The 22,047-nt window shown below is 69.3% G+C and carries 17 protein-coding genes; 8 read left to right on the top strand and 9 right to left on the bottom strand.

What is annotated here, in order from left to right; all coding sequences use genetic code 11:
- Positions 1 to 61: 61 nt before the first annotated feature.
- Genes K6753_RS00620 through K6753_RS00605 form a run of 4 tightly spaced genes read right to left on the bottom strand, consistent with a single transcriptional unit; the run spans position 62 to position 4,548 of the window.
- Positions 62 to 1,705 carry an NAD(P)/FAD-dependent oxidoreductase gene (locus K6753_RS00620; RefSeq protein ID WP_223674256.1) on the bottom strand — a complete coding sequence of 548 codons (1,644 nt, stop codon included), beginning with the start codon at positions 1,703 to 1,705 and terminating at the stop codon, positions 62 to 64.
- A complete protein-coding gene (locus K6753_RS00615; protein ID WP_223674255.1) occupies positions 1,702 to 2,523 on the bottom strand; it encodes a glycosyltransferase family 2 protein in 822 nt (273 codons plus the stop codon). The genes K6753_RS00620 and K6753_RS00615 overlap by 4 nt, the downstream gene beginning before the upstream one ends.
- Entirely contained in the window at positions 2,516 to 3,346 is an 831-nt protein-coding gene (locus K6753_RS00610; protein ID WP_223674254.1) for a beta-ketoacyl synthase chain length factor, read from the bottom strand. Before K6753_RS00610 ends, K6753_RS00615 begins: the two co-directional genes overlap by 8 nt.
- Positions 3,343 to 4,548, bottom strand: a complete 1,206-nt coding sequence (locus K6753_RS00605) for a beta-ketoacyl-[acyl-carrier-protein] synthase family protein (protein ID WP_223674822.1) — start codon at positions 4,546 to 4,548, stop codon at positions 3,343 to 3,345. Before K6753_RS00605 ends, K6753_RS00610 begins: the two co-directional genes overlap by 4 nt.
- A gap of 176 nt (positions 4,549 to 4,724) precedes the next feature.
- Between K6753_RS00605 and K6753_RS00600 the strand changes: the two genes are divergently transcribed.
- The gene (locus K6753_RS00600) at positions 4,725 to 5,408 is read left to right on the top strand and encodes a YdcF family protein (RefSeq protein WP_223674253.1); all 684 of its coding nucleotides are present in this window, start codon (positions 4,725 to 4,727) and stop codon (positions 5,406 to 5,408) included.
- A 252-nt stretch (positions 5,409 to 5,660) separates the two neighbouring features.
- Here the strand turns inward: K6753_RS00600 and K6753_RS00595 are convergent, their stop codons facing one another.
- Positions 5,661 to 7,898 carry a S9 family peptidase gene (locus K6753_RS00595; RefSeq protein ID WP_425492052.1) on the bottom strand — a complete coding sequence of 746 codons (2,238 nt, stop codon included), beginning with the start codon at positions 7,896 to 7,898 and terminating at the stop codon, positions 5,661 to 5,663.
- A 169-nt stretch (positions 7,899 to 8,067) separates the two neighbouring features.
- On the opposite strand from K6753_RS00595, the gene K6753_RS00590 reads away from it, so the two are divergent.
- From K6753_RS00590 to uvrD, 4 genes are all read left to right on the top strand, one after another.
- A complete protein-coding gene (locus K6753_RS00590; RefSeq protein WP_223674251.1) occupies positions 8,068 to 8,658 on the top strand; it encodes a biliverdin-producing heme oxygenase in 591 nt (196 codons plus the stop codon).
- On the top strand, positions 8,655 to 10,451 hold the full coding sequence (locus K6753_RS00585; protein ID WP_223674250.1) for a GAF domain-containing protein: 1,797 nt from the start codon (positions 8,655 to 8,657) through the stop codon (positions 10,449 to 10,451). Before K6753_RS00590 ends, K6753_RS00585 begins: the two co-directional genes overlap by 4 nt.
- Before the next feature lie 76 nt (positions 10,452 to 10,527).
- Entirely contained in the window at positions 10,528 to 11,169 is a 642-nt protein-coding gene (locus tag K6753_RS00580) for a TIGR00645 family protein (protein WP_223674249.1), read from the top strand.
- A gap of 223 nt (positions 11,170 to 11,392) precedes the next feature.
- Positions 11,393 to 13,582, top strand: a complete 2,190-nt coding sequence (gene uvrD / locus K6753_RS00575) for a DNA helicase II (RefSeq protein ID WP_223674248.1) — start codon at positions 11,393 to 11,395, stop codon at positions 13,580 to 13,582.
- A gap of 73 nt (positions 13,583 to 13,655) precedes the next feature.
- Here the strand turns inward: uvrD and K6753_RS14725 are convergent, their stop codons facing one another.
- Positions 13,656 to 14,090 (bottom strand): GNAT family N-acetyltransferase, encoded by a 435-nt coding sequence (locus K6753_RS14725; RefSeq protein ID WP_223674247.1) that lies wholly within the window; start codon positions 14,088 to 14,090, stop codon positions 13,656 to 13,658.
- Positions 14,091 to 14,095: 5 nt separating this feature from the next.
- Positions 14,096 to 14,383, bottom strand: coding sequence for a DUF2782 domain-containing protein (locus K6753_RS00565; protein WP_223674246.1), 288 nt, complete (start codon positions 14,381 to 14,383; stop codon positions 14,096 to 14,098).
- 84 nt (positions 14,384 to 14,467) lie between these two features.
- Between K6753_RS00565 and polA the strand changes: the two genes are divergently transcribed.
- Positions 14,468 to 17,269, top strand: coding sequence for a DNA polymerase I (gene polA, locus K6753_RS00560; protein WP_223674245.1), 2,802 nt, complete (start codon positions 14,468 to 14,470; stop codon positions 17,267 to 17,269).
- 566 nt (positions 17,270 to 17,835) lie between these two features.
- Here the strand turns inward: polA and K6753_RS00555 are convergent.
- Positions 17,836 to 18,531: a class I SAM-dependent methyltransferase gene (locus K6753_RS00555; protein ID WP_223674244.1), complete on the bottom strand. Its 696-nt coding sequence runs from the start codon at positions 18,529 to 18,531 to the stop codon at positions 17,836 to 17,838.
- A gap of 539 nt (positions 18,532 to 19,070) precedes the next feature.
- Entirely contained in the window at positions 19,071 to 20,015 is a 945-nt protein-coding gene (gene hemF, locus K6753_RS00550; RefSeq protein ID WP_223674243.1) for an oxygen-dependent coproporphyrinogen oxidase, read from the bottom strand.
- A 76-nt stretch (positions 20,016 to 20,091) separates the two neighbouring features.
- Between hemF and K6753_RS00545 the strand changes: the two genes are divergently transcribed.
- Together K6753_RS00545 and K6753_RS00540 are read left to right on the top strand one after the other, a co-directional pair.
- Positions 20,092 to 20,628, top strand: coding sequence for a pseudouridine synthase (locus tag K6753_RS00545; protein ID WP_223674821.1), 537 nt, complete (start codon positions 20,092 to 20,094; stop codon positions 20,626 to 20,628).
- A gap of 205 nt (positions 20,629 to 20,833) precedes the next feature.
- Positions 20,834 to 21,937, top strand: coding sequence for a hybrid sensor histidine kinase/response regulator (locus K6753_RS00540; protein ID WP_223674242.1), 1,104 nt, complete (start codon positions 20,834 to 20,836; stop codon positions 21,935 to 21,937).
- Positions 21,938 to 22,047 lie beyond the last annotated feature (110 nt).

The following is a 22,047-nucleotide window of genomic DNA, read 5'->3' as shown; positions in this document are numbered from 1 at the left end:
GGGGTCGATCGCGGCTGATGCCGCTCCTGCAGGTCTGGACCTGCCGGCTGGACGTCTGGCGCTATGCCGCCTGGTACCAGCGCGGTGCCAGCGACTCCCCGCTGGCCGCGCCGGTGTCGCCCAGCACGGCTTCAAGTGCATCGCCCCCGATCCCCGGATGTGCCCCGCGCGCGCGCGCCAGCACTTCCGCCGCGAGCGCCTCCATCCGGGCCACGTTGGCGTGGATGCGCTCGACGAATGCCTCGTCGTCCAGTTCGTCGTTGAGCGCGCGGTTCATCTCGGCGAACCACGGGATCCGGCCCTGGTCGAGCATCGTGTCGGTGGCGATATCCACCGGCAGGCCGGCCTGACTGTTTCGCTGGCCCCACGCGCGCAGCAGCGCCTGCACGTGGATGTTGAGCACCTCGCCGCGCTTGAACGCGTCGCGCGTGCGACCCATCGCGGCGATGTCGCACTGGCGGCCCGCGAAGTAGACCGCGGCCAGCAGCGCCCAGTAGAAGGTGTAGTCCCAGATGACTTTCACCGGCATGACCTGCGCGTCGCCGAACAGCGGGTACTGGTCCTGGTAGAGGCTCAGGGTGTTCTCGTAGAACGCGAAGTACAGCTGCTGGTAGATCTGCGCGAACGGCGCGAACGACAGGCCGGCGCGGTCCTTGGCGACCAGGTCGCAGATGTAGGTGTTGCTGATGGCGATGAAGTCGCTGCCGGGCGAATAGAACGGGTCCAGGAACAGCCCGGCCTCGCCGGTCAGCGCCCAGCGGTCGCCCGAGAACACCTGCTTGCAGCCGTAGGAGAAGTGGCGCAGGAACAGGAAGTCCTGCAGCGCCGGTTGCGCCTCGTCCAGCGCACGCGCCACGCGCGGCTGGTGCACGCGCAGCCAGTCCATCGCCTTGTCGTGCGTGTTCATGGTGTCCAGCGGGTGCATCTTCGCGTCGCAGACGATGCCCAGCGAGTGCGCGCCCGAGGCCAGCGGGATCAGCCAGAACCAGTAGCCCGGCCCGCACAGGTGGTTGGTGGAGCGCCAGCGCTCGGGGGGCATGCAGCGCGCGCGCCACGCCGGATCCTCGGACCAGTCGTCGGGCTTGATGAAGCCGTCCACGCGCCACCACACCGCGTTGGCGTCGTGGTCGTTGGGCTGGGCGAGGTCGCGCTTGCGCTTGACCAGGCCCGCGCGCCCCGCCGCATCGACCAGCCAGCGCGCGGTGAGCTGGCGCGCGTCGCCGCCGTGTTCGAAACGCACGGTGTGGGGGCCGTCGCTCTCGTCGATGTCGAACCCGCGCACCGTGGCGGCGTCGAGGAAGTCCACGCCCAGCCCGCGTGCATGGTCACCGAGGAAGTTCTCGAAGCGGCCGCGGTCGATCTGCCACGACGGGGTCGGCAGGATCTCGCTGACACCCAGCTCCAGCGTGCGGTCGAAGTCCTCGCGGCCCTCGCTGAAGAAGAAGCGGAAGCCGAACTTGCGGATCTGCTCGGCATCCAGGTGTTCGCGCAGGCCGAGCACGTCGGCGAAGTAGTGCGCGCCGATCTCCACCGTGGACTCGCCGACCTTGAAGGCGGCCTCGCGCACCGGGTGGGCGCGGCGCTCGAGCACGGTGACCCGGGTGCCGGGGTCCTGCCGCTTGAGCTGGATCGCCAGCGTCAGGCCGGCCAGCCCGCCGCCCAGGATGACCACGTCGGTATCGTGCGGGGCGGCGGCCGGGTTCATCGGGTCTTGGCCGGTTGTGCGGACGGATACGCGGCGAACTCGCCGTCGGGGTCGTGGATGAGTGGCGGGTTGGCACGGATGCGGCGGTACACCTCCAGCATCCCGCCGTGTGCCACCACCTGGCCGACGATGTGCGAGGTGATGCGCGAGAAGTCGCGCAGCGGCTTGAAGTGGCTGGCGCGGAACTGCTGCTCGGGGTCGTCGCTGGCGTGCACGCAGGCGTAGCGCGACTCGATCGGCACCGACACGCAGCGCGTGCCCAGCGTGCGCGCGGCGGAAATCAGGATCTGCGCCTCGTACACGAAGTCCTCGCCGGGCACGTCGCCCAGCGCCAGCACCTCGGCCGGGTAGTAGCGCTGGCCGCTCTGGGTGTCGGCGATGCGGTAGCCGGTACCCCAGGCGATGCCCCAGTCGCCGAACTCGTTGGCCAGGCGGCGGTAGGTCGGTTGCTGCTCGCGCTTGCGCAGGCGCGCGCCGATGACGATGTGGCGCGGGTGGTAGCGCGCGGCATCGAGCAGGCGCGGGATGTCGCTGGCCGCGTGCTGGCCGTCGCCGTCCATGGTGACCACGCCGGTGACGCCGCGCCGCAGTGCCTCGGCGAAGCCGGTGCGCAGGCTGGCGCCCTTGCCCATGCGGCGCTCGTGGCGGATCAGCGTGACCGGCAGGTCGGCGATGGTGTCGGCGGTGCCGTCGTCCGAACCGTCGTCGATGACGATGACGGTCGGGCATTCGGCCAGCGCACCTTCCACCACCCCGCGCAGGCGCAGCGCCTCGTTGAGGGCGGGGATGACGACGGCGATGGAGCTGCGATCAGGCATGCAGGGGCTCGTTGGAAGGCGTGGGGTGGGCCGGCGCGTGCGCCAGCGACAGTTCGAGCACGCGCCCCGGGCCGGCATCGAGCGTGGCGTGGGTGCGCCCGGCGGCGAGCGCATCGAACAGCGGCAGCATCGTCGCCATCGCGTTGCCGGCCCCGAACCGTGCAAGCGGGCCGTCGTTGGCCGGCGACGTGCCGTCGGCCAGCGTGGCGCGCAGCGTCATCGGGTCGCGGCCGCCGGAGACATCGCGCGATAGCACCAGCGCGCCACCGAGCAGGCCTTCGCTGCGGGTCACGCCCGCCAGCGGGCCGGCCGATGCGCCGTCGTAGCCGACCAGCAGCACCGCCGGCGCGCCATCGGCCAGTTGCGCCAGCGCTTCCAGCAGGCCCTGGGCAAAGCTGGCGTGCAGGGCGCTGATCGCGGTGGCCGCGGCCATCGCACCGGCGCCGATGGTCCAGTAGCCGGCGGCGGCGTTGTGCACGGAGTTGTGGAAGCGGATTGGCGAGATGGTGCGCGGCGCCGACGCCAGCGTTTCGCACATGTAATCGGTGATGCCCAGCTCGCCGTGGGTCGACGCGAACACCGACGGCAGCGTGGCCGGGTCGCGGCCCGCGGCATGGCACGCGGCGAGCGCGACATCCAGCGCGACGGCGACCGTCTCCGGCGCGCGGCGGCGCTCGTTCGGGGCCAGCAGTTGCGGCGAGGGTCGGGCGGGGGCGTCGTCGGGCCGCACGCCGGTACGCGCGTAGGCGACCGCGGCGTCCCACGACGGCAGGCCACGGGTCCAGAAGGCGATGCCTTCGATGCGGGCGGTCAGCGTCGTCATGCGCGGCCGAACACCAGTGAGCAGTTGTTGCCGCCGAAGCCGAAAGAGTTGTTCATCGCGTAGCGGATCTCGCGTTGCACGTTGTCGAAGCGGATCTGCGGGCCGCACGCCGGGTCGGGCGTGTCGCTGTGCAGGATGCCGGGCAGCAGCCCGGTATCGAGCGCGAGCAGCGCGATCACCGATTCGACGATGCCTGCCGCGCCCAGCGTGTGGCCGGTCCAGCCCTTGGTGGAACTGGCGTGCAGGGTGTCGGGGAACAGCGCGGCGACGGCGGCGGCCTCGATCGAATCGTTGGCCGGCGTGGCGGTGCCGTGCAGGTTGAGGTAGCCGACCTCGCTGGCATCGATGCCGGCGCGGGCGATCGCCTGGCGCATCGCCAGCTGCGCGCCGAGCCCGTCCGGATGCGGCGCGGACATGTGGTGCGCGTCGCTGGACTCGCCATAGCCGCGCAGCTGCAGGCCGGTGTCGCCCGCCGTCGCACGCTCGACGACGGCGAAACCGCCGGCCTCGCCCAGCGACAGCCCGGTGCGCGCGGTGTCGAACGGGCGACAGGGATCGACCGCCACCAGCTGCAGCGAGTTGAACCCGTAGATCACGCTGCCGCACAGCGTATCGACGCCGCCGACCAGCGCGGCATCGGCCAGACCGGCGTTGATCAGGCGTGCGGCCTGCGCGAACACCTTGGCGCTGGACGAACACGCGGTGGCGACGGTCACGCACGGGCCGCGCAGGCCGGTGGCCTGCTGCACGAAGTCGCCGAGCGAATGCGGGGTATGCACGATGGGGCGCGCGAGGTCGTCGGGGAAGCGCGCCTCGCTCCCGGCACCCTCGAGCCGGCGGTAGGCCTCCTCGCTGGCGCCGATGCTGGACGTCGAGGTCCCGACCACCACGGCGACACGGTCAGCGCCGTGGCGGGCGACCTGGTCCTTGATGGCCTCCATCAGACCGTCAGGCTGCAGCGCCATCCACGCCAGGCGGTTATTGCGGCACTCCCACCGGGCTAGATGCGCGGGCAGCGGCGCGTCCTCGACCCCGTCGACGCGGCCGATCCAGCAGTCCAATGGGGTTTCGCCGTCGGGCAGGGGGCCGAAGTCGTTGCGGCGCAGGCCCCCGCGGCGCGCGTGCAGCGCATCGGCCTGGGCCTGGCGGCCGCGGCCGAGCGCGGTGGTGGCGGTGTAGGCGCGCACCGCCAGCGGCGGCATCGGCGCGGGTGCGGTCGGCGGCGATGCGGGAGACGCGGAGTCGGCGGGCACGACGTTCCTGAACAAGAAAACCGGACGAAGCGCCGAGTATAGCCAGCCCCCTGTGGACGCCCCGGGCATAGAATCGCCGGGCGTTCCGCCTTCGTTGCAACTCCCCCGCACGCCCGAGCCGACCCGTGTCCACCCGACTGGCCCACCGCCTGGCGCTCAGCGCCGACCGCGACGTGCTGCACGCCGCCGCCGTCACCACGGCCGCGTGCGTGCTGAGCCTGGGCCTGGTCTACGTGGGCTACTTCGTCCACGTGCTGCGGGTGGCGCGCAAGGCCCCGTGCCTGCCCGACCGCGGCGAGTGCCTGTTGCTGTTCGGCAAGCATGCGCCTGGCGGACGGCTGGACATCGACTTCGAGGCGCGGCTGGACCGCGCGGTGTCGCTGTGGCGGCAACGGCCGCCGGGCAACGTCGTGCTGCTGGGCGGCGGCGCGCCCGGCGAGCCGACCGAAGCCGAACTCGCGCAGGCGGGCCTGCTGGCACGCGGCGTGACGATCGACCTGCCGATGACGCTGGAGTCGCAATCGCGCGACACGCTGCAGAACCTGCGCAACGCGCGCATCGTTCTGGGCAAGGGTTTTTCGCGGCGGGTGACGCTGCTCAGCAGCCGCTACCACCTGGCGCGCTGCGCGCTGTTCGCGCGCAACCTGGGATTCGACGCGGAAGTGTGCGCCGCCGAACCGCGCCTGCGGCTGGGCCCGCAGATGCTGCTGCGCATCGCCGGCGAGGCGGCCTACGTGTGCCTGACCGACATCGGCACGCGCTGGGCGCGGCTGATCGGGCATCGTCGGATGATCGAGCGGAGCAGTTGAGGCGCGGGCCGCGTCGAATGAGCGGACGTTTTGTAGGAGCGACGTGAGTCGCGACCGGGAACCGGTTCACTGGATGCCGGTTCCGCGAGGCTGGAGTACGCGAACGGCATCCCTCCCCAACCCTCCCCTGCACGCAGGGAAGGGAGCGGTACCTGTAGGAGCGCCTTCAGGCGCGATCGCGATCCAGTGGGCCTGCGCCGCGTCCCGCACTCGCGAAATCGCGGCTGAAGCCGCTCCTACAACCGCAAGGCATCAACGCGCCAGGCAGCGGCCGAAGAAGTCCTCGGTCAGGCGCAGGCGGTGCAGCAGGTCGGCACCGCGCAGGCCGTGCTTGGCGCCGGGGTAGGTCATCAGCTCGAACGGCTGGCCGCGCTGCTGCAGCGCGCTCATCAGCACGGTCGAGTTGCTGAAGAGGACGTTGTCGTCGGCCATGCCGTGGATCAGCAGCAGCTCCGGCGCATCGGGGCCAACCAGCCCGTCGACGTGCTCGAGCACGCGCGCGAACCGGTAGCCGTCGACATTGGCGTCGGGCAGATTCATGTAGCGCTCGGTGTAGTGGGTGTCGTACAGCGCCCAGTCGGTCACCGGCGCGCCGGCCACGCCGCAGGCGTAGGCGTCGGGGGCCTGGCCCAGCAGCATCAGCGTCATGTAGCCGCCGTTGGACCAGCCGTATACACCAATGTTCTCGCCATCGACCCACGGCTGCGCGCGCAGCCAGTTCACACCCGCGCGCTGGTCCTCGACCTCCACCGTGCCCTGCTTGCCGTACAGCGCGCCGCCGAACGCCGCGCCACGGCGGGGGGTGCCGCGGTTGTCCAGCGAGAACACCACGTAGCCGTGCTGGGCGAGGTACTGGTTGAAGTCCGGTGCCCAGCTGCGGCGCACGGTTTGCGCGGCGGGGCCGCCGTACACGAAGACGACGACGGGGTACTGGCGCGTCGGGTCGAAGCCGGTCGGCTTGATGACGCTGTAGTGCAGGTCGGTGCTGCCGTCGGCGGCCTTCAGCGTGCCGAACTCGATCGGCCGGTGCGCGGCGCGGTAGGGCGCGTACGGGTGCTCGGGGTCGGCCAGGTCGTTGTCGACCAGCGTGGCGATGCGGGTGCCGTCGTTGCGGTGCAGGGTCAGCTGCGGCGGCGTCGCCGGATTGGACCAGTTGTCGACGTAGACGCTGGCGTTGTCGGCAAAGCTCGGCGCGTGCACGCCGTCCTCGGTCGACAGTCGTGTCACTTCACCACCCGCGAGCGGCACGCGGTACACCTGGGTATCGAGCGGCGAGTCCTTGCCCGCAGCGAAGTAGACCTGGCCCGCGGCCTCGTCCAGCGCCAGCACGCGGTCCACCGGCCAGTTACCGAAGGTCAGCGCGGTGGCGCCACCACCCTCGTCGATCACGTACAGGTGCTGGTAGCCGCTGCGCTCGCTGCTCCACAGCAGGCGGCCGTCGGCGAGGAAGCGCAGGTCGTGGTGCAGCGGCACCCACGTCGTGCTGGTCTCGGTGATCAACGTGCGCTGCGCGCCGCTGGCCAGCTCGGTTTCGACCAGGTCCAGGCGCTGCTGGTCGCGCGACTGCCGCTGGAACGTCAGCCGCTGCGGGTCGCGCCAGTCCACGCGCGCCAGGTAGATGTCGGAGTTGTCGCCCAGGTCGACCCAGCGGGGTTCCGCACCGGCGCGCGGGGCGATCACGCCCAGTTGCACGCGCACGTTGGGGTCGCCGGCCGACGGGTAGCGCTGCTCGATGACCTCGGTGCGGTCCGGGTAGACCTCGTACCGCTTCTGCACCGGCACCGGCGATTCATCGATGCGCGCGAACGCGATCGCCGAGTCGTCCGGCGCCCACCAGTAACCGGTGTGGCGGTCCATCTCCTCGTCGGCGACGAACTCGGCCACGCCGTTGCCGATGGTGCCGCTGCCGTCGTCCGTCAGCTCGATGGCCTGCCCGCTGGCCAGATCGATCACCCACAGGTTGCGGTCGCGGATGAAGCTGACGAAGCCGCCCTTCGGCGACAGTTTCGGGTCGGTGGCGAAGCCGCCGCCGTCGGTCAGCTTGCGCACGGCCTCGCGGCCGGTCTGGCGCAGGTCGACCAGATACAGTTCGCCGCCAAGCGGGAACAGCACCGACTGCCCGTCCGGCGCCCACTGGTAATCAACGATGCCGCTGAGCGCGGCAATGCGCTGGCGCTCGCGCCGCGCCTTCTCCTCGTCCGACAGCACCTCCTCGCCGGGCAGCACGTCATCGGCGTCGACCAGGCGCGCGCTGGCGCCGGCGGCGATGTCGTAGGCCCACAGGTCCAGCCGGTTGCGGTCGTCCTCGCGTCCGCGCAGGAAGCCGACCCGTCGGCCGTCGGGCGAGACCTTCGGCTTGACCAGGCTCGGACCCGACAGCGGTGCATCACCGGCCAGCGCCTCAAGCGTGAGTTGGCGGTCGGCGTCAGGGGCGGTCTGTGCGCTGGCGGGACTCATCAGCAGGCTCGAACAGGCGAAAAGGGCGGCGATCCAGGCACGGGTCATAAGTCGTTCATTCAGCTGGACAGGGCCGTGAGTGTACGTGGGAGGGCCTCCACGCCGATCCGGGGTTTGCAGGGCGTGTCTTTATTCAAGTTCCTGAAGCGATGACCGAAAACTGAACAGGGGATTATGGTTAAGTGATGCCCCCGTGAAAGGCATGCGGCGCCTCGCCTGCTGCCAATGGAGCCCCCCGATTCCAACCCCCGCCGCCCCCGCTGCGCATGACGCCCTGCGTGCCGCCACCGGCGCCGCCCACGACCGCGTGGATGGCGTCCTGGGCGGCGGGCTGCACTCGGCCGATGACTACCGCGCCTACCTGCGCGGCATGCACCGCTTCGTCAGCGACGGGCAGGCCGCGCTGGCACAGGTACCGAACGGCCTGGCCGACCAGCGCGAGCGGCTGGAGCGCGACCTCGGCGCCCTGCGCATCGTGCCACTGCCCGCCGCGACCCGGCCGGCCGCGGTGGTCGACCGCCCCGGGCAACTGGGCTGGGGCTACGTCGTCGCCGGCTCGTCGCTGGGCGCGCGCTTCCTGCTGCGCGAGGCGCGCTCGCTGGGCTACGCGCCCGGCGCGGGTGCCGACTTCCTTTCCGGGCACGCAGGCGGCGACGCGTGGCCGGCGTTCCTGCGCGAACTCGAAGACGCCGCACTGAGCGATACCGATCACCCGCGCCTGTGCGCGGCCGCCACGGAGGCCTTTGGCCACGCCGAGTCGGCCCTGCGCTGCGCGAAGGAGGCCCTGGCATGACCCGTGACCCCATCGGCAATCCCAATCCCACCGTGAGTGGCCCGGCCGACGCGCTCGACCCGCGCCCGCAGCCACGCGCCGTCCCCGGCATCGAGGACTGTGCGCGCGAACCGATCCACTTGTCCGGTGCGATCCAGCCGCACGGCTTCCTGATCAGCGTGGTGCTGCCGGATTGGACCGTGCGGCAGGCCTCGGCCAACATCGATGAGTTGCTGGAAGTGCCGGCCGCCGAGTTGCTGGGCGAGTCCCTCGCCGACTACATCAACCAGGACGTGCTGGAGGTGGTCGCCGACACGGTGAGCTTCGCCGAACCCGACGCACCGCCGCAGCGCGCGGGCGTGGGCAACATCGGCCCGTTCGGCGTGCTGTGCGACCTGGGCGTGCACGTGGCTGACGGGCTGGTGCACATCGAGATCGAGCAGCAGCCGTTCCACCAGCGCGGCAATGCGCCCACCGGCGTGGCCCAGGCCATGATCGCCCGCGTGGCCGCGGCCGAGGACGCCGGCGACTTCCACCAGCGCGCCGCCGAGCAGGTCCGCCTGCTCACCGGCTACGACCGCGTCATGGTCTACCGCTTCCGCCACGACGACGCCGGCGAGGTCATCGCCGAGGCCCGTGCCGACGACCTGGAGCCCTACCTCGGCCTGCGCTACCCCGCGTCCGACATCCCGCCTCAGGCGCGCGCGCTGTACCTGCGCAACCGCCTGCGGGTGATCCCCGACGCCGGCTACGTGCCGGTGCCGGTGCTGCCGGGCGTCAACGCCCAGGGCGCGCCGCTGGACCTGAGCCAGCACGCCCTGCGCAGCGTCTCGCCGGTGCACGTGGAGTACCTGCGCAACATGGGCGTGGCTGCCTCGATGTCGATCTCGATCATCAGCGGCGGCCGCCTATGGGGCCTGATCGCCTGCCACCACCGCGAGCCGCGGCCGGTTCCGCCGGGCGTGCGCGCGGCGGCGGACCTGTTCGGCATGTTCGTGTCGATGCGGGTGGCCGCGCGCGAGCAGGAAGAGACCATGCACCGCTACGAGCGCGCGCAGCAGGTGCGCGACGCGGTCGGCTCACGGCTGTCGCAGGCACGCGACTTCCGGGCGGCGCTGACCGATGAGCTGGCGCTGCTGCGCGAAACGCTCGACAGCGATGGCGCGGCGCTCTGGCTGGGCGGGGAGTGGAGCCACGACGGCCGCGTGCCGGCGTCGCTCGACATCACGGTGCTGATGGAATGGGTGGAGCGCCTCGGCCGCCCGGTGCTGGCAATGACCGACAAGGCCACGGACTGGCGCACCGACGCGCTGCAGGCCGAGGGCTTGGCGGGCCTGCTGGCGATCAACCTGGGCACGCCGGAGGACTGGCTGTTCGTGTTCCGCCGCGAGCAGGTCGAGGACGTGCGCTGGGCGGGTGAACCGGCCAAGGCCCTGGTCGCCACCGACGACGGCACCCGGATCGCGCCGCGCAAGAGCTTCGCCGAATGGAAGCAGACCGTGCACGGCTGCAGCAGCGACTGGACCGACGGCGACCGCCGCGGCGCCGAGCGCCTGCACCGCGTGCTGCGCGAGCAGCGCCGGCGCCTGCTGGCCCCGGCCGAGGACCGCGGCAACATGGAGCGGCTGCGGCGGCACGAGTCGCAGCGCGACCGCAAGACGCGGCTGCAGCAGCTGTCGAGCCTGGTCGACGGCCTGGTGCACCTGGACGAGGCGCAGACCTCGCGCCTGGACGAGCGCATCGCCACGCTGGAGGCCGACCTGAAGCAGTTGATCGAGGCCCGCGCGGAGCACGCCCAGACCAGCGCCTCGTAGCGCCGGTCCCCGGAGGCATGGTCCCGGACGGCGCGGGCCGCTACGCTAGCGCGCCCGCCGCCACCCCCTCGAGCCCATGGCCGACGTCCGCACCGCCCGCCTCAATCCGCTGCCCGCGCTGATCTTCAGTTCGCGCTGGCTGCAGCTGCCGCTGTACCTGGGCCTGATCGTGGCGCAGTGCGTGTACGTGTTCCTGTTCGTCAAGGAACTGGTGCACCTGGTCAGCGACGCCTCGAGCATGACCGAGCAGATGATCATGCTGCTGGTGCTGGGACTGATCGACGTGGTGATGATCTCGAACCTTCTGGTGATGGTGATCGTCGGTGGCTACGAGACATTCGTCTCGCGCCTGCGGCTGGAAGGCCACCCCGACCAGCCCGAGTGGCTGAGCCACGTCAACGCCAGCGTGCTGAAGGTGAAGCTGGCGATGGCGATCATCGGCATCAGCTCGATCCACCTGCTCAAGACCTTCATCGAGGCCGGCAGCATGGGCAGCGACCTGCCGCTGTGCGGCACGGTCGAGGCGGTTGTCGCCGCGCGCGAGGCGGCCGCCCTGGGCATCGACGCCGTCAAGGTCTGCGTGACCACCACCGAGACCGGCGTGATCTGGCAGACGATCATCCACGGCGCCTTCATCCTGTCGGCCATTGGTATTGCCTGGACCGACAAGATCATGGCCCACGCCGGCAAGACCAAGGTCGCCGCCGCGGCGCATTGACCCAGGCGGTTGTAGGAGCGGCTTCAGCCGCGAATTCTGCGATTCCGCCTCGTTGTAGGAGCGACGTAAGTCGCGACCTGCGAAGGTGGCCGTAGTTGCGCGGTCGCGACTCACGTCGCTCCTACAAAAAAAACGTCGGCAATCGATGATCGCGGCTGAAGCCGCACCTACAGACCGCACCGCCGGTCCCGGCCACTGCGACGCCCACCGGTAGAATGGCGCGATGGATGTTTCCCACCTGCTCGACGGCCTGAACCCGGCCCAGCGCGAGGCCGTCAGCGCGCCTCCCGGCCACTACCTGGTGCTCGCCGGCGCCGGGTCCGGCAAGACCCGCGTGCTCACCCACCGCATCGCCTGGCTGCATGAAGTGGTCGGCGTGCCGGCGCACGGCATCCTCGCCGTCACATTCACCAACAAGGCCGCGGCCGAGATGCGCCAGCGCGTGGACGCGCAGCTGCGCGGCGGCACGCGCGGCATGTGGATCGGCACGTTCCACGGCCTCGCCCACCGGCTGCTGCGCCTGCATTGGCAGGAGGCGAAGCTGCCCGAGGGCTTCCAGGTGCTGGATTCCGACGACCAGCTGCGGCTGGTCAAGCGCGTGGTGCAGGCGCTGGAGCTCGACGACAGCCGCTTCCCGCCGCGGCAGATCGCGTGGTGGATCAACGCGCAGAAGGACGAGGGCCGTCGCCCCGAGCACCTGCAGCCCGAGCCCGGCGACCAGTGGACTGACGTCATGCGTCGCTGCTACGCCGCCTACCAGGAGCGCTGCGAGCGCGCCGGGCTGGTCGATTTCGCCGAGCTGCTGCTGCGCGCGCACGAGTTGCTGCGCGACAACCCCGCGCTGCTGGCGCACTACCGCCACCGCTTCGGCCAGCTGCTGGTCGACGAATTCCAGGACACCAACGCCATCCAGTACGCGTTCGTGCGCGTATTGGCCGGCGACACGGGGCAGGTGTTCGTGGTCGGCGACGACGACCAGTCGATCTACGGCTGGCGCGGCGCCAAGGTCGAGAACGTGCAGCGCTTCCTGAAGGACTTCGACGGCGCCAGCACCATCAAGCTGGAACAGAACTACCGCTCCTCCGCCAACATCCTCGACGCCGCCAACGCGGTGATCGCCCACAACCCCGACCGCCTCGGCAAGAAGCTGTGGACCGACAGCGGCAGCGGCGACCCGATCGACCTGTACGCGGCCTACAACGAGATCGACGAAGCGCGCTTCGTGGTGGAGCGGCTGCGCCAGTGGGTGCGCGACGGCGGCAGCTTCGGCGAGGTCGCCATCCTCTACCGCAGCAATGCGCAGTCGCGCGCTTTCGAAGAGGCGTTGCTGGGCGAGCAGGTGCCCTACCGCGTGTACGGCGGCCAGCGCTTCTTCGAGCGTGCCGAGATCAAGGACACGCTGGCCTACCTGCGGCTGGTGGCCAACCGCAATGACGACGCGGCGTTCGAGCGCGCGGTGAACACGCCCACGCGCGGCATCGGCGAGCGCACCCTGGACGAGGTGCGCCGGCGCGCGCGTGTCGACGGCGTCGCCCTGGCCGAGGCGGCGCGGCGCGTGGCCGGCGAAGCGACGCTGGCGGCGCGCGCGCGCAATGCACTGGCCGGGTTCGCGGCGCTGATCGACGACCTCGAGTCCGAGTTCGCGCCGATGACGCTGCCGGAGAAGGTCGACCACGTGCTGGCGCGCTCGGGCCTGCGCGAGCACTGGTCGAAGGAGAGCCGCGGCGGGCTGGATTCCGAATCGCGCACCGACAACCTGGACGAGCTCGTGTCGGTCGCCTCGCGCTTCTCGCGCAGCGAGGAGGACGAGGACGCCGACACCATGCCGGAGCTGGTGGCGTTCCTCAGCTACGCGGCGCTGGAGGCCGGCGAGGGCCAGGCCCAGGCCGGCGAGGACGGCGTGCAGCTGATGACGCTGCACAGCGCCAAGGGCCTGGAATTCCCGCTGGTGTTCCTGGCCGGACTGGAAGAGGGCCTGTTCCCCAACCAGAAGTCGGTGGAGGAATCGGGCCGGCTGGAGGAGGAGCGCCGGCTGGCGTACGTCGGCATCACCCGCGCCCGCGAGAAGCTGGTGCTGAGCTACGCCGAGGCACGCCGCATCCACGGCCAGGACATGTACGGCATCCCCTCGCGCTTCCTGCGCGAGATCCCGCCTGCGCTGCTGCACGAGGTGCGGCCCAAGGTGCAGGTGTCGCGCCCCGCATTCCCCGCGCGCCCGCGCCGCGACTACGGCCACGCCGCGATCGAAACGCCGGCGGTGCAGCTGGGCGCGCAGGTGCGCCACGCCACGTTCGGCACCGGCACGGTCACCGACGTGGAAGGCAGCGGCGCGCACGCACGCGTGCAGGTCAACTTCGACGACGCCGGCAGCAAGTGGCTGGTGCTGGCCTACGCGAACCTGCAGCCGGCTTAGCGCAAGCGTCGCTCGCCTGTAGGAGCGGCTTCAGCCGCGATCACCGCATGCCGGAGACTCACTCCGGCGTGTGTCAGTCCAGCGCGACCCCGAAATGGAACGCCTCGATGCGCAGCCGCTCGCGCAGGTAGAAGGCATGCGCGTCCTGACGGTGGGTGCCCGAGTCCAGCTGCAGGCGCACGCAGCCCTGGCGGCGCGCTTCGTCCTTCAGCCAGTCCAGCAGCGCCTTGCCGTGGCCGGCGCTGCGCGCGCGGGCGTCGGTGACCAGGTCGTCGACGTACAGCTGGCGACCGGTGGCCAGCATCTCCAGTACGCGCCAGCCGGCGAACGCACGCACGATGCCATCGCCATCCACGCGCACCGTCGCGCGGAAGCCGCCCTGCATCTGCCGCAGTGCCTGGGCGACGAAGCCATCCTCGTCCAGGTGCGGGCGCAGCTGTGCGACCACCGGCCACGCCGCGCGCAACGTCGCCTCGTCGTCGGCCGGCCGGATCGATGCATCGGCCACGGGCGTCACCACTCGAACAGCTTGTACTGCACCGGCGAGATCGGCCCCTCGCCCTCGCTGCTGTCGAGCGTGCCGTCGCCGTTGCTGTCGACCAGGTAGTAGGTCGGGCCGCGCAGCGGAACGACCTTGACCACGCGCAGCTGGCCGGCGATGCGGTACTCCTCGACCACGTCGCCGCCATCGAGCGTGCGCCGGGTGATGTCGGCATCCTCCAGGCCGGCGGTGGGGTCGCTGGCGCCCATCGTGGCGCAGGCCGACAGCAGCAGGAGCAACGGGGCGAAGGCGAGGCGCATGGCGGGTCTCCACGGTGGCGTGGCTGACAGGATACGCCGCCGCTGCGGGGCGGTGGCCGGGGCGCCGCGGCGTAGAATCGCCGGATGAAACGACTCGTGCTGATCGACGGTTCCAGCTACCTCTACCGCGCCTTCCATGCCCTGCCGCCGCTGACCAACGACTCCGGCGAACCCACCGGTGCGCTGTTCGGCGTGGTCAACATGCTGCGCGCCACGCTCAACGAGAAGCCCGACTACGTGGCGTTCGTGGTGGATGCGCCGGGCAAGACGTTCCGCGACGACCTGGACCCGCAGTACAAGGCCAACCGCCCGCCGATGCCGGACGAGCTGCGCGCGCAGGTGCAGCCGATGTGCGAGATCGTGCAGGCGCTGGGCATCGACATCCTGCGCATCGACGGGGTGGAAGCCGACGACGTGATCGGCACGCTGGCGGTGCGCGCGGCCGATAGCGGCATCGACGTCACCGTGTCGACCGGCGACAAGGACATGGCGCAGCTGGTGCGCGATGCGACGGACCCGTCAGGTGCGGGCCGCGCCGGCATCGCGCTGGTCAATACCATGAGCGGCAGCCGTATCGACAGCGACGCGGCGGTGATGGACAAGTTCGGCGTGCGCGCCGACCAGATCGTCGACTTCCTCGCGCTGATGGGCGACAAGGTCGACAACATTCCCGGCGTCGACAAGTGCGGCCCCAAGACCGCGGCCAAGTGGCTGGCCGAACACGGCACGCTGGACGGCGTGATGGCCGCTGCCGATGGCATCAAGGGCAAGATCGGCGAGAACCTGCGCGCGGTGCTGCACCGCCTGCCGCTCAACCGCGACCTGACCACCATCCGCGTGGATCTCGACCTGCCGTGCGCGCCCGACCAGCTGGCGCTGCGCGAGCGCGATGCCGACGCGCTGCGCGATTTGTATGCGCGGTACGGCTTCAAGCAGGCGCTACGTGACCTGGAAGGCGGTGGCGGTGCGGCGGCGGCAGACGCCGCGCAGGACCGCGCCGGCGTGCGCAACACCGCCGCCGGCTACCTGCGCGCCGCCCCGCCGGCTGCGGACGATGTCGACCCCGCGCTGTCGGCGCCGGGCGAATACGAGACCGTGCTGACCCAGTCGCAGCTCGACGCGTGGCTGCAGCGCCTGCGCGGGGCCGCGCTGTTCGCGTTCGACTGCGAAACCGATTCGCTCGACCCGATGCGCGCCAACCTCGTTGGCCTGAGCTTCGCGGTCGAACCCGGCCGTGCCTGCTATATCCCGCTGGCCCACCACTACCCCGGCGCCCCCGCGCAGCTGGATCGCGATGCGGTGCTCGCGCAGCTGCGCCCGGTGATGGAGGATGCGTCGATCGCCAAGGTCGGCCAGCACGGCAAGTACGACCTGCACGTGCTGCGCCGGCACGGCGTCGAGGTCGACGGCTACGCGCACGACACGATGCTGGAGAGCTTCGTGCTCAACGCCACCGCGACGCGCCACGACATGGACTCGCTGGCGCTGCGCTACCTCGGCTACACCACCGTCAAGTACAGCGACGTCGCCGGCAAGGGTGCCAAGGCGATCACCTTCGACCAGGTGGCGCTCGACGATGCCACCCGCTATGCGGCCGAGGACGCGGACGTGACGCTGCGGCTGCACCGCGCGCTGTCGCCGAAGCTGGCGGCCGAACCGGCACTGGAGCGCGTGTACCGCGAGATCGAAATGCCACTGGTGCCGGTGCTCGCGCGGGTCGAAGCCAACGGCGTGATGCTGGATTCGGCCGAGCTGCGCCGCCAGTCAGCCGACCTGGGCAAGCGCATGCTCGATGCCAAGCAGCGCGCGACCGCGCTGGCCGGACGCGACTTCAACCTGGACTCACCCAAGCAGCTGTGCGCGCTGCTGTTCGAAGAACTGGGCCTGCCGGCATTGGTGAAGACGCCCAAGGGCCAGCCGTCGACCAACGAAGAAGCGCTGGAGGCCATCGCCGACCAGCACGAGCTGCCGCGCGTGATCCTCGAGTACCGCGGGCTCACCAAGCTGCGCAGCACCTACACCGACAAGCTGCCGGAAATGGTCAACCCGCACACCGGCCGCGTGCACACCAGCTACCACCAGGCGGGCGCGGCGACCGGTCGGCTGGCGTCCAGCGACCCGAACCTGCAGAACATCCCGATCCGCACCGAAGATGGCCGCCGCATCCGTACCGCGTTCGTCGCGCCCGAGGGCCGGCGGATCGTGGCCTGCGACTACTCGCAGATCGAACTACGGATCATGGCGCACCTTTCGGGCGACCCCGGGCTGGTGCAGGCATTCGCCTCCGGGGCCGACATCCACAAGGCGACGGCCGCGGAAGTGTTCGGCAAGACGCTCGACACCGTGGAGCCCGGCGAGCGCCGCGCCGCCAAGGCGATCAACTTCGGCCTGATGTATGGCATGAGCGCGTTCGGCCTGGCCAAGCAGCTGGGCGTCGGCCGTGGCGAGGCACAGGACTACATCGCGCTGTACTTCAACCGCTACCCGGGCGTGCGCGAGTTCATGGACCACACCCGCGAGAAGGCGCGCGAACGCGGCTACGTCGAAACCGTGTTTGGTCGCCGCCTGTACCTGGACAACATCCACGCCCGCAACCAGGGCCTGCGCGCGGGCGCCGAACGCGCCGCGATCAACGCACCGATGCAGGGCACCGCGGCCGACATCATCAAGCGCGCCATGATCGACATTGATGGCTGGCTGGCCGGCTACCGGGACCGCGCCCTGATGATCCTGCAGGTACACGACGAACTGGTGTTCGAAGTCGACGCCGGGTTCGTCGACACCCTGTTGCCCGAGGTCACCGACCGCATGTCGGCGGCCGCCGACCTTCACGTACCGCTCGTCGTCGACAGCGGGATCGGGGCCAATTGGGAGGAAGCCCACTGAAACCGCTTTCACCGAATTGTTAACGGCACGTTTGCCGAAGTTGGCTGAATGAATCCGTCCTGAATTCTTCGAAAATTTAACCCGGATCTTCACGAACCATCCATGTCCGAAGTGGTCATATAGCTCGCGACAGGTGCAACGCCTGTCGCAGATCTCTCCCTCCCCTGGAGTGATCCCCAGGAGCGAAGACCCCTCCCCAGGTCCCGCTCCACCAGCCCCGCCGGCCCCCCCTGCCTGCGGGGCTTTTTATTGCCTATCGCGCTCACTTCGACTCACCCGATTTCATGCCCTGACGCGAGGAGGTCTGGGAGCATGGGCGCGTAGCACAGACGTCCTGGAAAGGGAGGCTGGTCGCACGCTGCCAGACGAAAGCCGCTGGGTGGGTGCAGGCAAGCCAGTAGGTCCAATGGAAGGGTGATCGCTTGCGCGGGAACGAATCCTTGGCAGCTCAACGTCCTCCAAATCCGGGGTGGGCCGCGACCGGCGGCTTTGGAGCGTCGTGCGGCAAGCGGGTATGGACGATCAAATCATGACATTGCCACTTTGACGCCTGCATGTTCTTTCGACTATTCGTCGCCCTTCTCCCCGCTCTGTGCCCGAGTTGCCCAGTCCGGGGGAAGCGAAACAAAATTTTCCATCAAAGCGCCCACTTTTCCCCTTTGGATTTCCTTGAGCAGCAAGAGTTCTGAAATATCTGGACTCAGGTCAGCCTCGTTGCGTCCGGGTGCTTTCGACTTCCGAGCGATCGCCCTGACTGCCAAGCCCCTTTTGGCAGAATATGTCCTGAAGCTCGAGTAATGAACGTCCAAGACATCGAAGCCAGCGGCTTTCAGACAGTAGCGCAACGAAGGAACCGAGAACCAGTTGATGTGTGTTACTGGTTCCGGAGGCCTTGGGTGCTGCTTGTTCCACAATTCAAGAGGCACCTCAACGAAAATGATGCCGTTCTCGCTAAGCGCCTTGCGAACACTAAGCAATTCGCCTATGGGGTCAGCTACGTGCTCCAGAACATGATTGCAGATGGCTAGGTCGTATTCTTCTGCGACGCCCTGCAAATCGGGTCCACGATAATAGATTCCAGGAAGGGGCTTACGACAACCATAATCTACAACATGGCAGTCAAATCCCGCTCTGACGAAATACTCAAGTATCGCTCCTTGCGCACCCCCGAAGTCCATTATTCTTGTTCGCGTAGACACCCAGGGTGAAAGGAGCTGGAAAAGTTCCTTAGCTCTCTCCGTGTACACATCGTAGTGCTTCAATTTATGCCAGGGTTCGGACGAATATTTGATGCGGCCCGGAAATGGCGGCTGCTTCAATGGGCTGCTGCTGAGACGCTGATACTTCCTTGACACCATCTCAGGGGTCGGCCTCGGAAGATAGTATGCAAACCCACAAGACGAACATTGGCACCATCGTATCGTCGCCGACTGTTCGTCAGTTCCAATCCAATCCTCGAGAAAGATTTGGATTCGAAGATTTAGTCGCTGATCGGGTCCATTGGTATTTTCAACAACCTGCTCCCCTATAGCCTCTACTCTGCCGACCTTGCATAGTACGCACAAGCCTGTCTTTTGCCCTTTGGCGTATAGGCCGCCCAAGTAACTCGAAATAACTTTCATTATTAGTACCTGCGGTTTAAAGGTGCGACTTTTGAAACGCCGGAAGATCGAGCGACATTCACTTCGAGCTCCTGGTATATAAGGAGTTTTTTGTATTGCGCGCTTTCTCGTATGCTTCGTCGCATAAGGCAACTGCTCGCCCACTGACCCAGGGTTATTCCCGGCCTAGGCTCCCTGATTCAACGCAGCCAATCGCGCGGGCGCAGGTAGTCCGCCAGCCGCGCCTCGTCGCTGCCGGGCTCGGGCTGGAACCCGTACTCCCACCGCACCAGCGGCGGCAGGCTCATCAGGATCGACTCGGTGCGCCCGCCCGACTGCAGCCCGAACAGCGTGCCCCGGTCGAGTACCAGGTTGAACTCGACATAGCGGCCGCGGCGGTAGAGCTGGAACTGCCGCTCGCGATCGCCGTATGGCGTGTCGCGGCGACGTTCGACGATCGGCAGGTACGCATCGAGGAAGCCGTCGCCGACCGCACGCTGGTAGGCGAAGTCGCGCTCGAAGTCGTCGTGCAGGTCGTCGAAGAACAGGCCGCCGACACCGCGGGTTTCGTCGCGGTGCTTGAGGAAGAAGTACTCGTCGCACCAGCGCTTGTGCGCGTCGTAGCGCGCCTGGCCACCGAACGGTTCGCACAGCGCGCGCGCGGTGGCGTGCCAGTGGTGCACGTCCTCGTCGAACGGGTAGAACGGCGTCAGGTCGAAGCCGCCGCCGAACCACCAGGCGACGGTCTCGCCGTCACGCACGGCGCGGAAATGGCGGACGTTGGCGTGCGTCGTCGGCAGGTACGGGTTGCGCGGATGGAACACGAGCGAGACCCCGACCGCGCGCCACGAGGCCCCGACCAGTTCGGGCCTTGCCGCGGTCGCCGCCGGCGGCAGTGCATGTCCGGACACGTCGGAGAAGCCGATGCCGGCCTGCTCGAAAACGGCGCCGTCGCGAAGGATGCGGGTGCGCCCGCCGCCACCGGCCAGCCCGCTTCCGCCGGCAGCCGCCGGTGCCCGCGTCCACGCATCTTCGATGAAGCGCGCGTGGCCATCCGCGGCTTCGATGGCGCCGCAGATGCGGTCCTGCAGGCCGGTGAGGTAATCGCGGACGCGGTCGAAATCGGTGTCGGGGGGCGTGCTCATCGCGCGCATTGTAGTGGGGGCCTGCGCGCGGGTCGGCAGCCGCTACAGTGGCCGGCCCGTCCTCCTGCCGTCCGACGTGCTGATCGCCTTCAACAAACCCTTCGGCGTGCTGTGCCAGTTCACCGACCGCTCCCTGCCGCCGCGCCCGACGCTGGCGGGCTTCGGGCTGCCACCCGGCGTCTACGCCGCGGGCCGGTTGGACCACGACAGCGAAGGCCTGCTGCTGCTGACCGACGACGGCGCGCTGGCGCATCGGCTCACCGACCCGCGCCACAAGCAGCCCAAGACCTACTGGGTGCAGGTGGAGGGCGAACCGTCACCCGACCAGCTGGCGCAGCTGCGCGAGGGTGTCGCGTTGAAGGACGGCCCGACGCGGCCGGCGCAGGTGTCGCAGCTGGAGCCGCCGACGCTGTGGCCGCGCGACCCGCCGGTTCGGTTCCGCAAGACCGTGCCGGACGCCTGGCTGTCGTTGACGATTACCGAAGGCCGCAACCGGCAGGTGCGCCGGATGACGGCCGCCGTCGGACTGCCGACGCTGCGGCTGGTGCGCGTCGCGGTCGGCGGGCACCGGCTCGAGGGCCTGGACCCCGGCGAGTGGCGGGCACTGGCGTGAGCGTTGTCGAGCGGTCGGCGGTGGCACTGCCGATTGAAGGAGACGCAGTACTAGGCCGCGCACCCACCCCGATCGCGTTCCAGTTGCTGAACAGTTCACGTTGGGCTGCTCGGACGCAGGGCATTTCTGCTAACTTTTGCCTGTTCAGCATTGCCAAGACCATGCCCTTCACGGCGTGGTCGGCCTACGGGGATCCACCTCAAGAATGACCGCCACCGCCGCAAGCTCCGGCCGCATCCTGGTCGTCGACGACCAGGCCGCCAACCTGCGGGTGGTCAGCAACCTGCTCAGCCGCCAAGGCTATGAAGTCGCGACGTCGAGCAGCGGCGAGGACGCGCTTGCGCAGTTCGAGGCCAACCCGCCGGACCTCGTTTTACTGGACATGATGATGCCCGGCATGGACGGCTTCGACGTGCTGGCCGCGTTGCGCGCGCAGGCTCCGCCGCTGCGCGTGCCTGTCGTGTTCGTGACCGCGGCGCAGGATCGCGACCTGCTGCTGCGCGCGTTCGATGCCGGCGTGGTCGACTACGTCACCAAGCCGTTCCTGCCGGAGGAACTGCTGGCCCGGGTCAACGCCCATATCGGCCTGAAGATGACCCGCGACCGCCTGGAGCGCGTCGCACGCGAGCGCGAGGAGCTGGTCAACCTGGTCGCGCACGACCTCAAGAACCCGCTGACCAGCGTGTTGTTCGCCGCCGACCTGCTGCGCAGCGACGGCTGCAAGCCCGAGCGCGTGCCACGCTACCTGGAAATGATCCACGAGAGCGCCGACGACGCGCTCGGTTACATCCGCCACTATCTGGAAACGCAGTCCGGTGCGCGCCGCCCGTCGAGCGAGATGCGCGCGTCCCTGGGCGAGACGCTGCAGTGGCTGTGCAACCGCTACGAGATCCAGCTCGATGCGCGCGGCATCGAGGTCGAGGTGGCGATGCCGCCGGAGAACGCCGCCGTCGCCATCGACGAGCGCGTGCTTCGCCAGGTCAGCGAGAACCTGGTCACCAACGCCATCAAGTACGCCCCCAACAGCAAACTGCTGCTGCTGGGCCGCGCCGGCGCGCCGGGCTTCTGGCAGCTGGTGGTCGCCGACCGGGGGCCCGGTATCCCGGCATCGCGCCAACGCGAGCTGTTCAAGCCGTTCACGCGGCTGCACGAGGGCGACGACGGGATTTCCAGCGGACTGGGGCTGTCACTGGCGCGCCAGATCATCGCCGACGCCGGCGGCCAGCTCTGGTACGAGGACCGCAAGAACGGCGGTTCGCGTTTCGTGATCGAACTGCCGGTCGCGGGTGCTGCTGCTTCGAAGGGCTGACGCCGAGCCGAGGCTCGGCCGTCCGCATCGAGCAAATGAGAAACGCCAGGCCCAAAGCCTGGCGTTTTTTTGTTTGCCCGATGCAACAACGGCCTGCGCCGTTGCTGCAA

The sequence above is a fragment of the Novilysobacter selenitireducens genome (assembly GCF_020026895.1).
Taxonomy (GTDB): domain Bacteria; phylum Pseudomonadota; class Gammaproteobacteria; order Xanthomonadales; family Xanthomonadaceae; genus Lysobacter_C; species Lysobacter_C selenitireducens.
The sequence above is the reverse complement of the archived record's forward strand: the minus strand, read 5'-3'. Positions and strand labels throughout refer to the sequence as shown.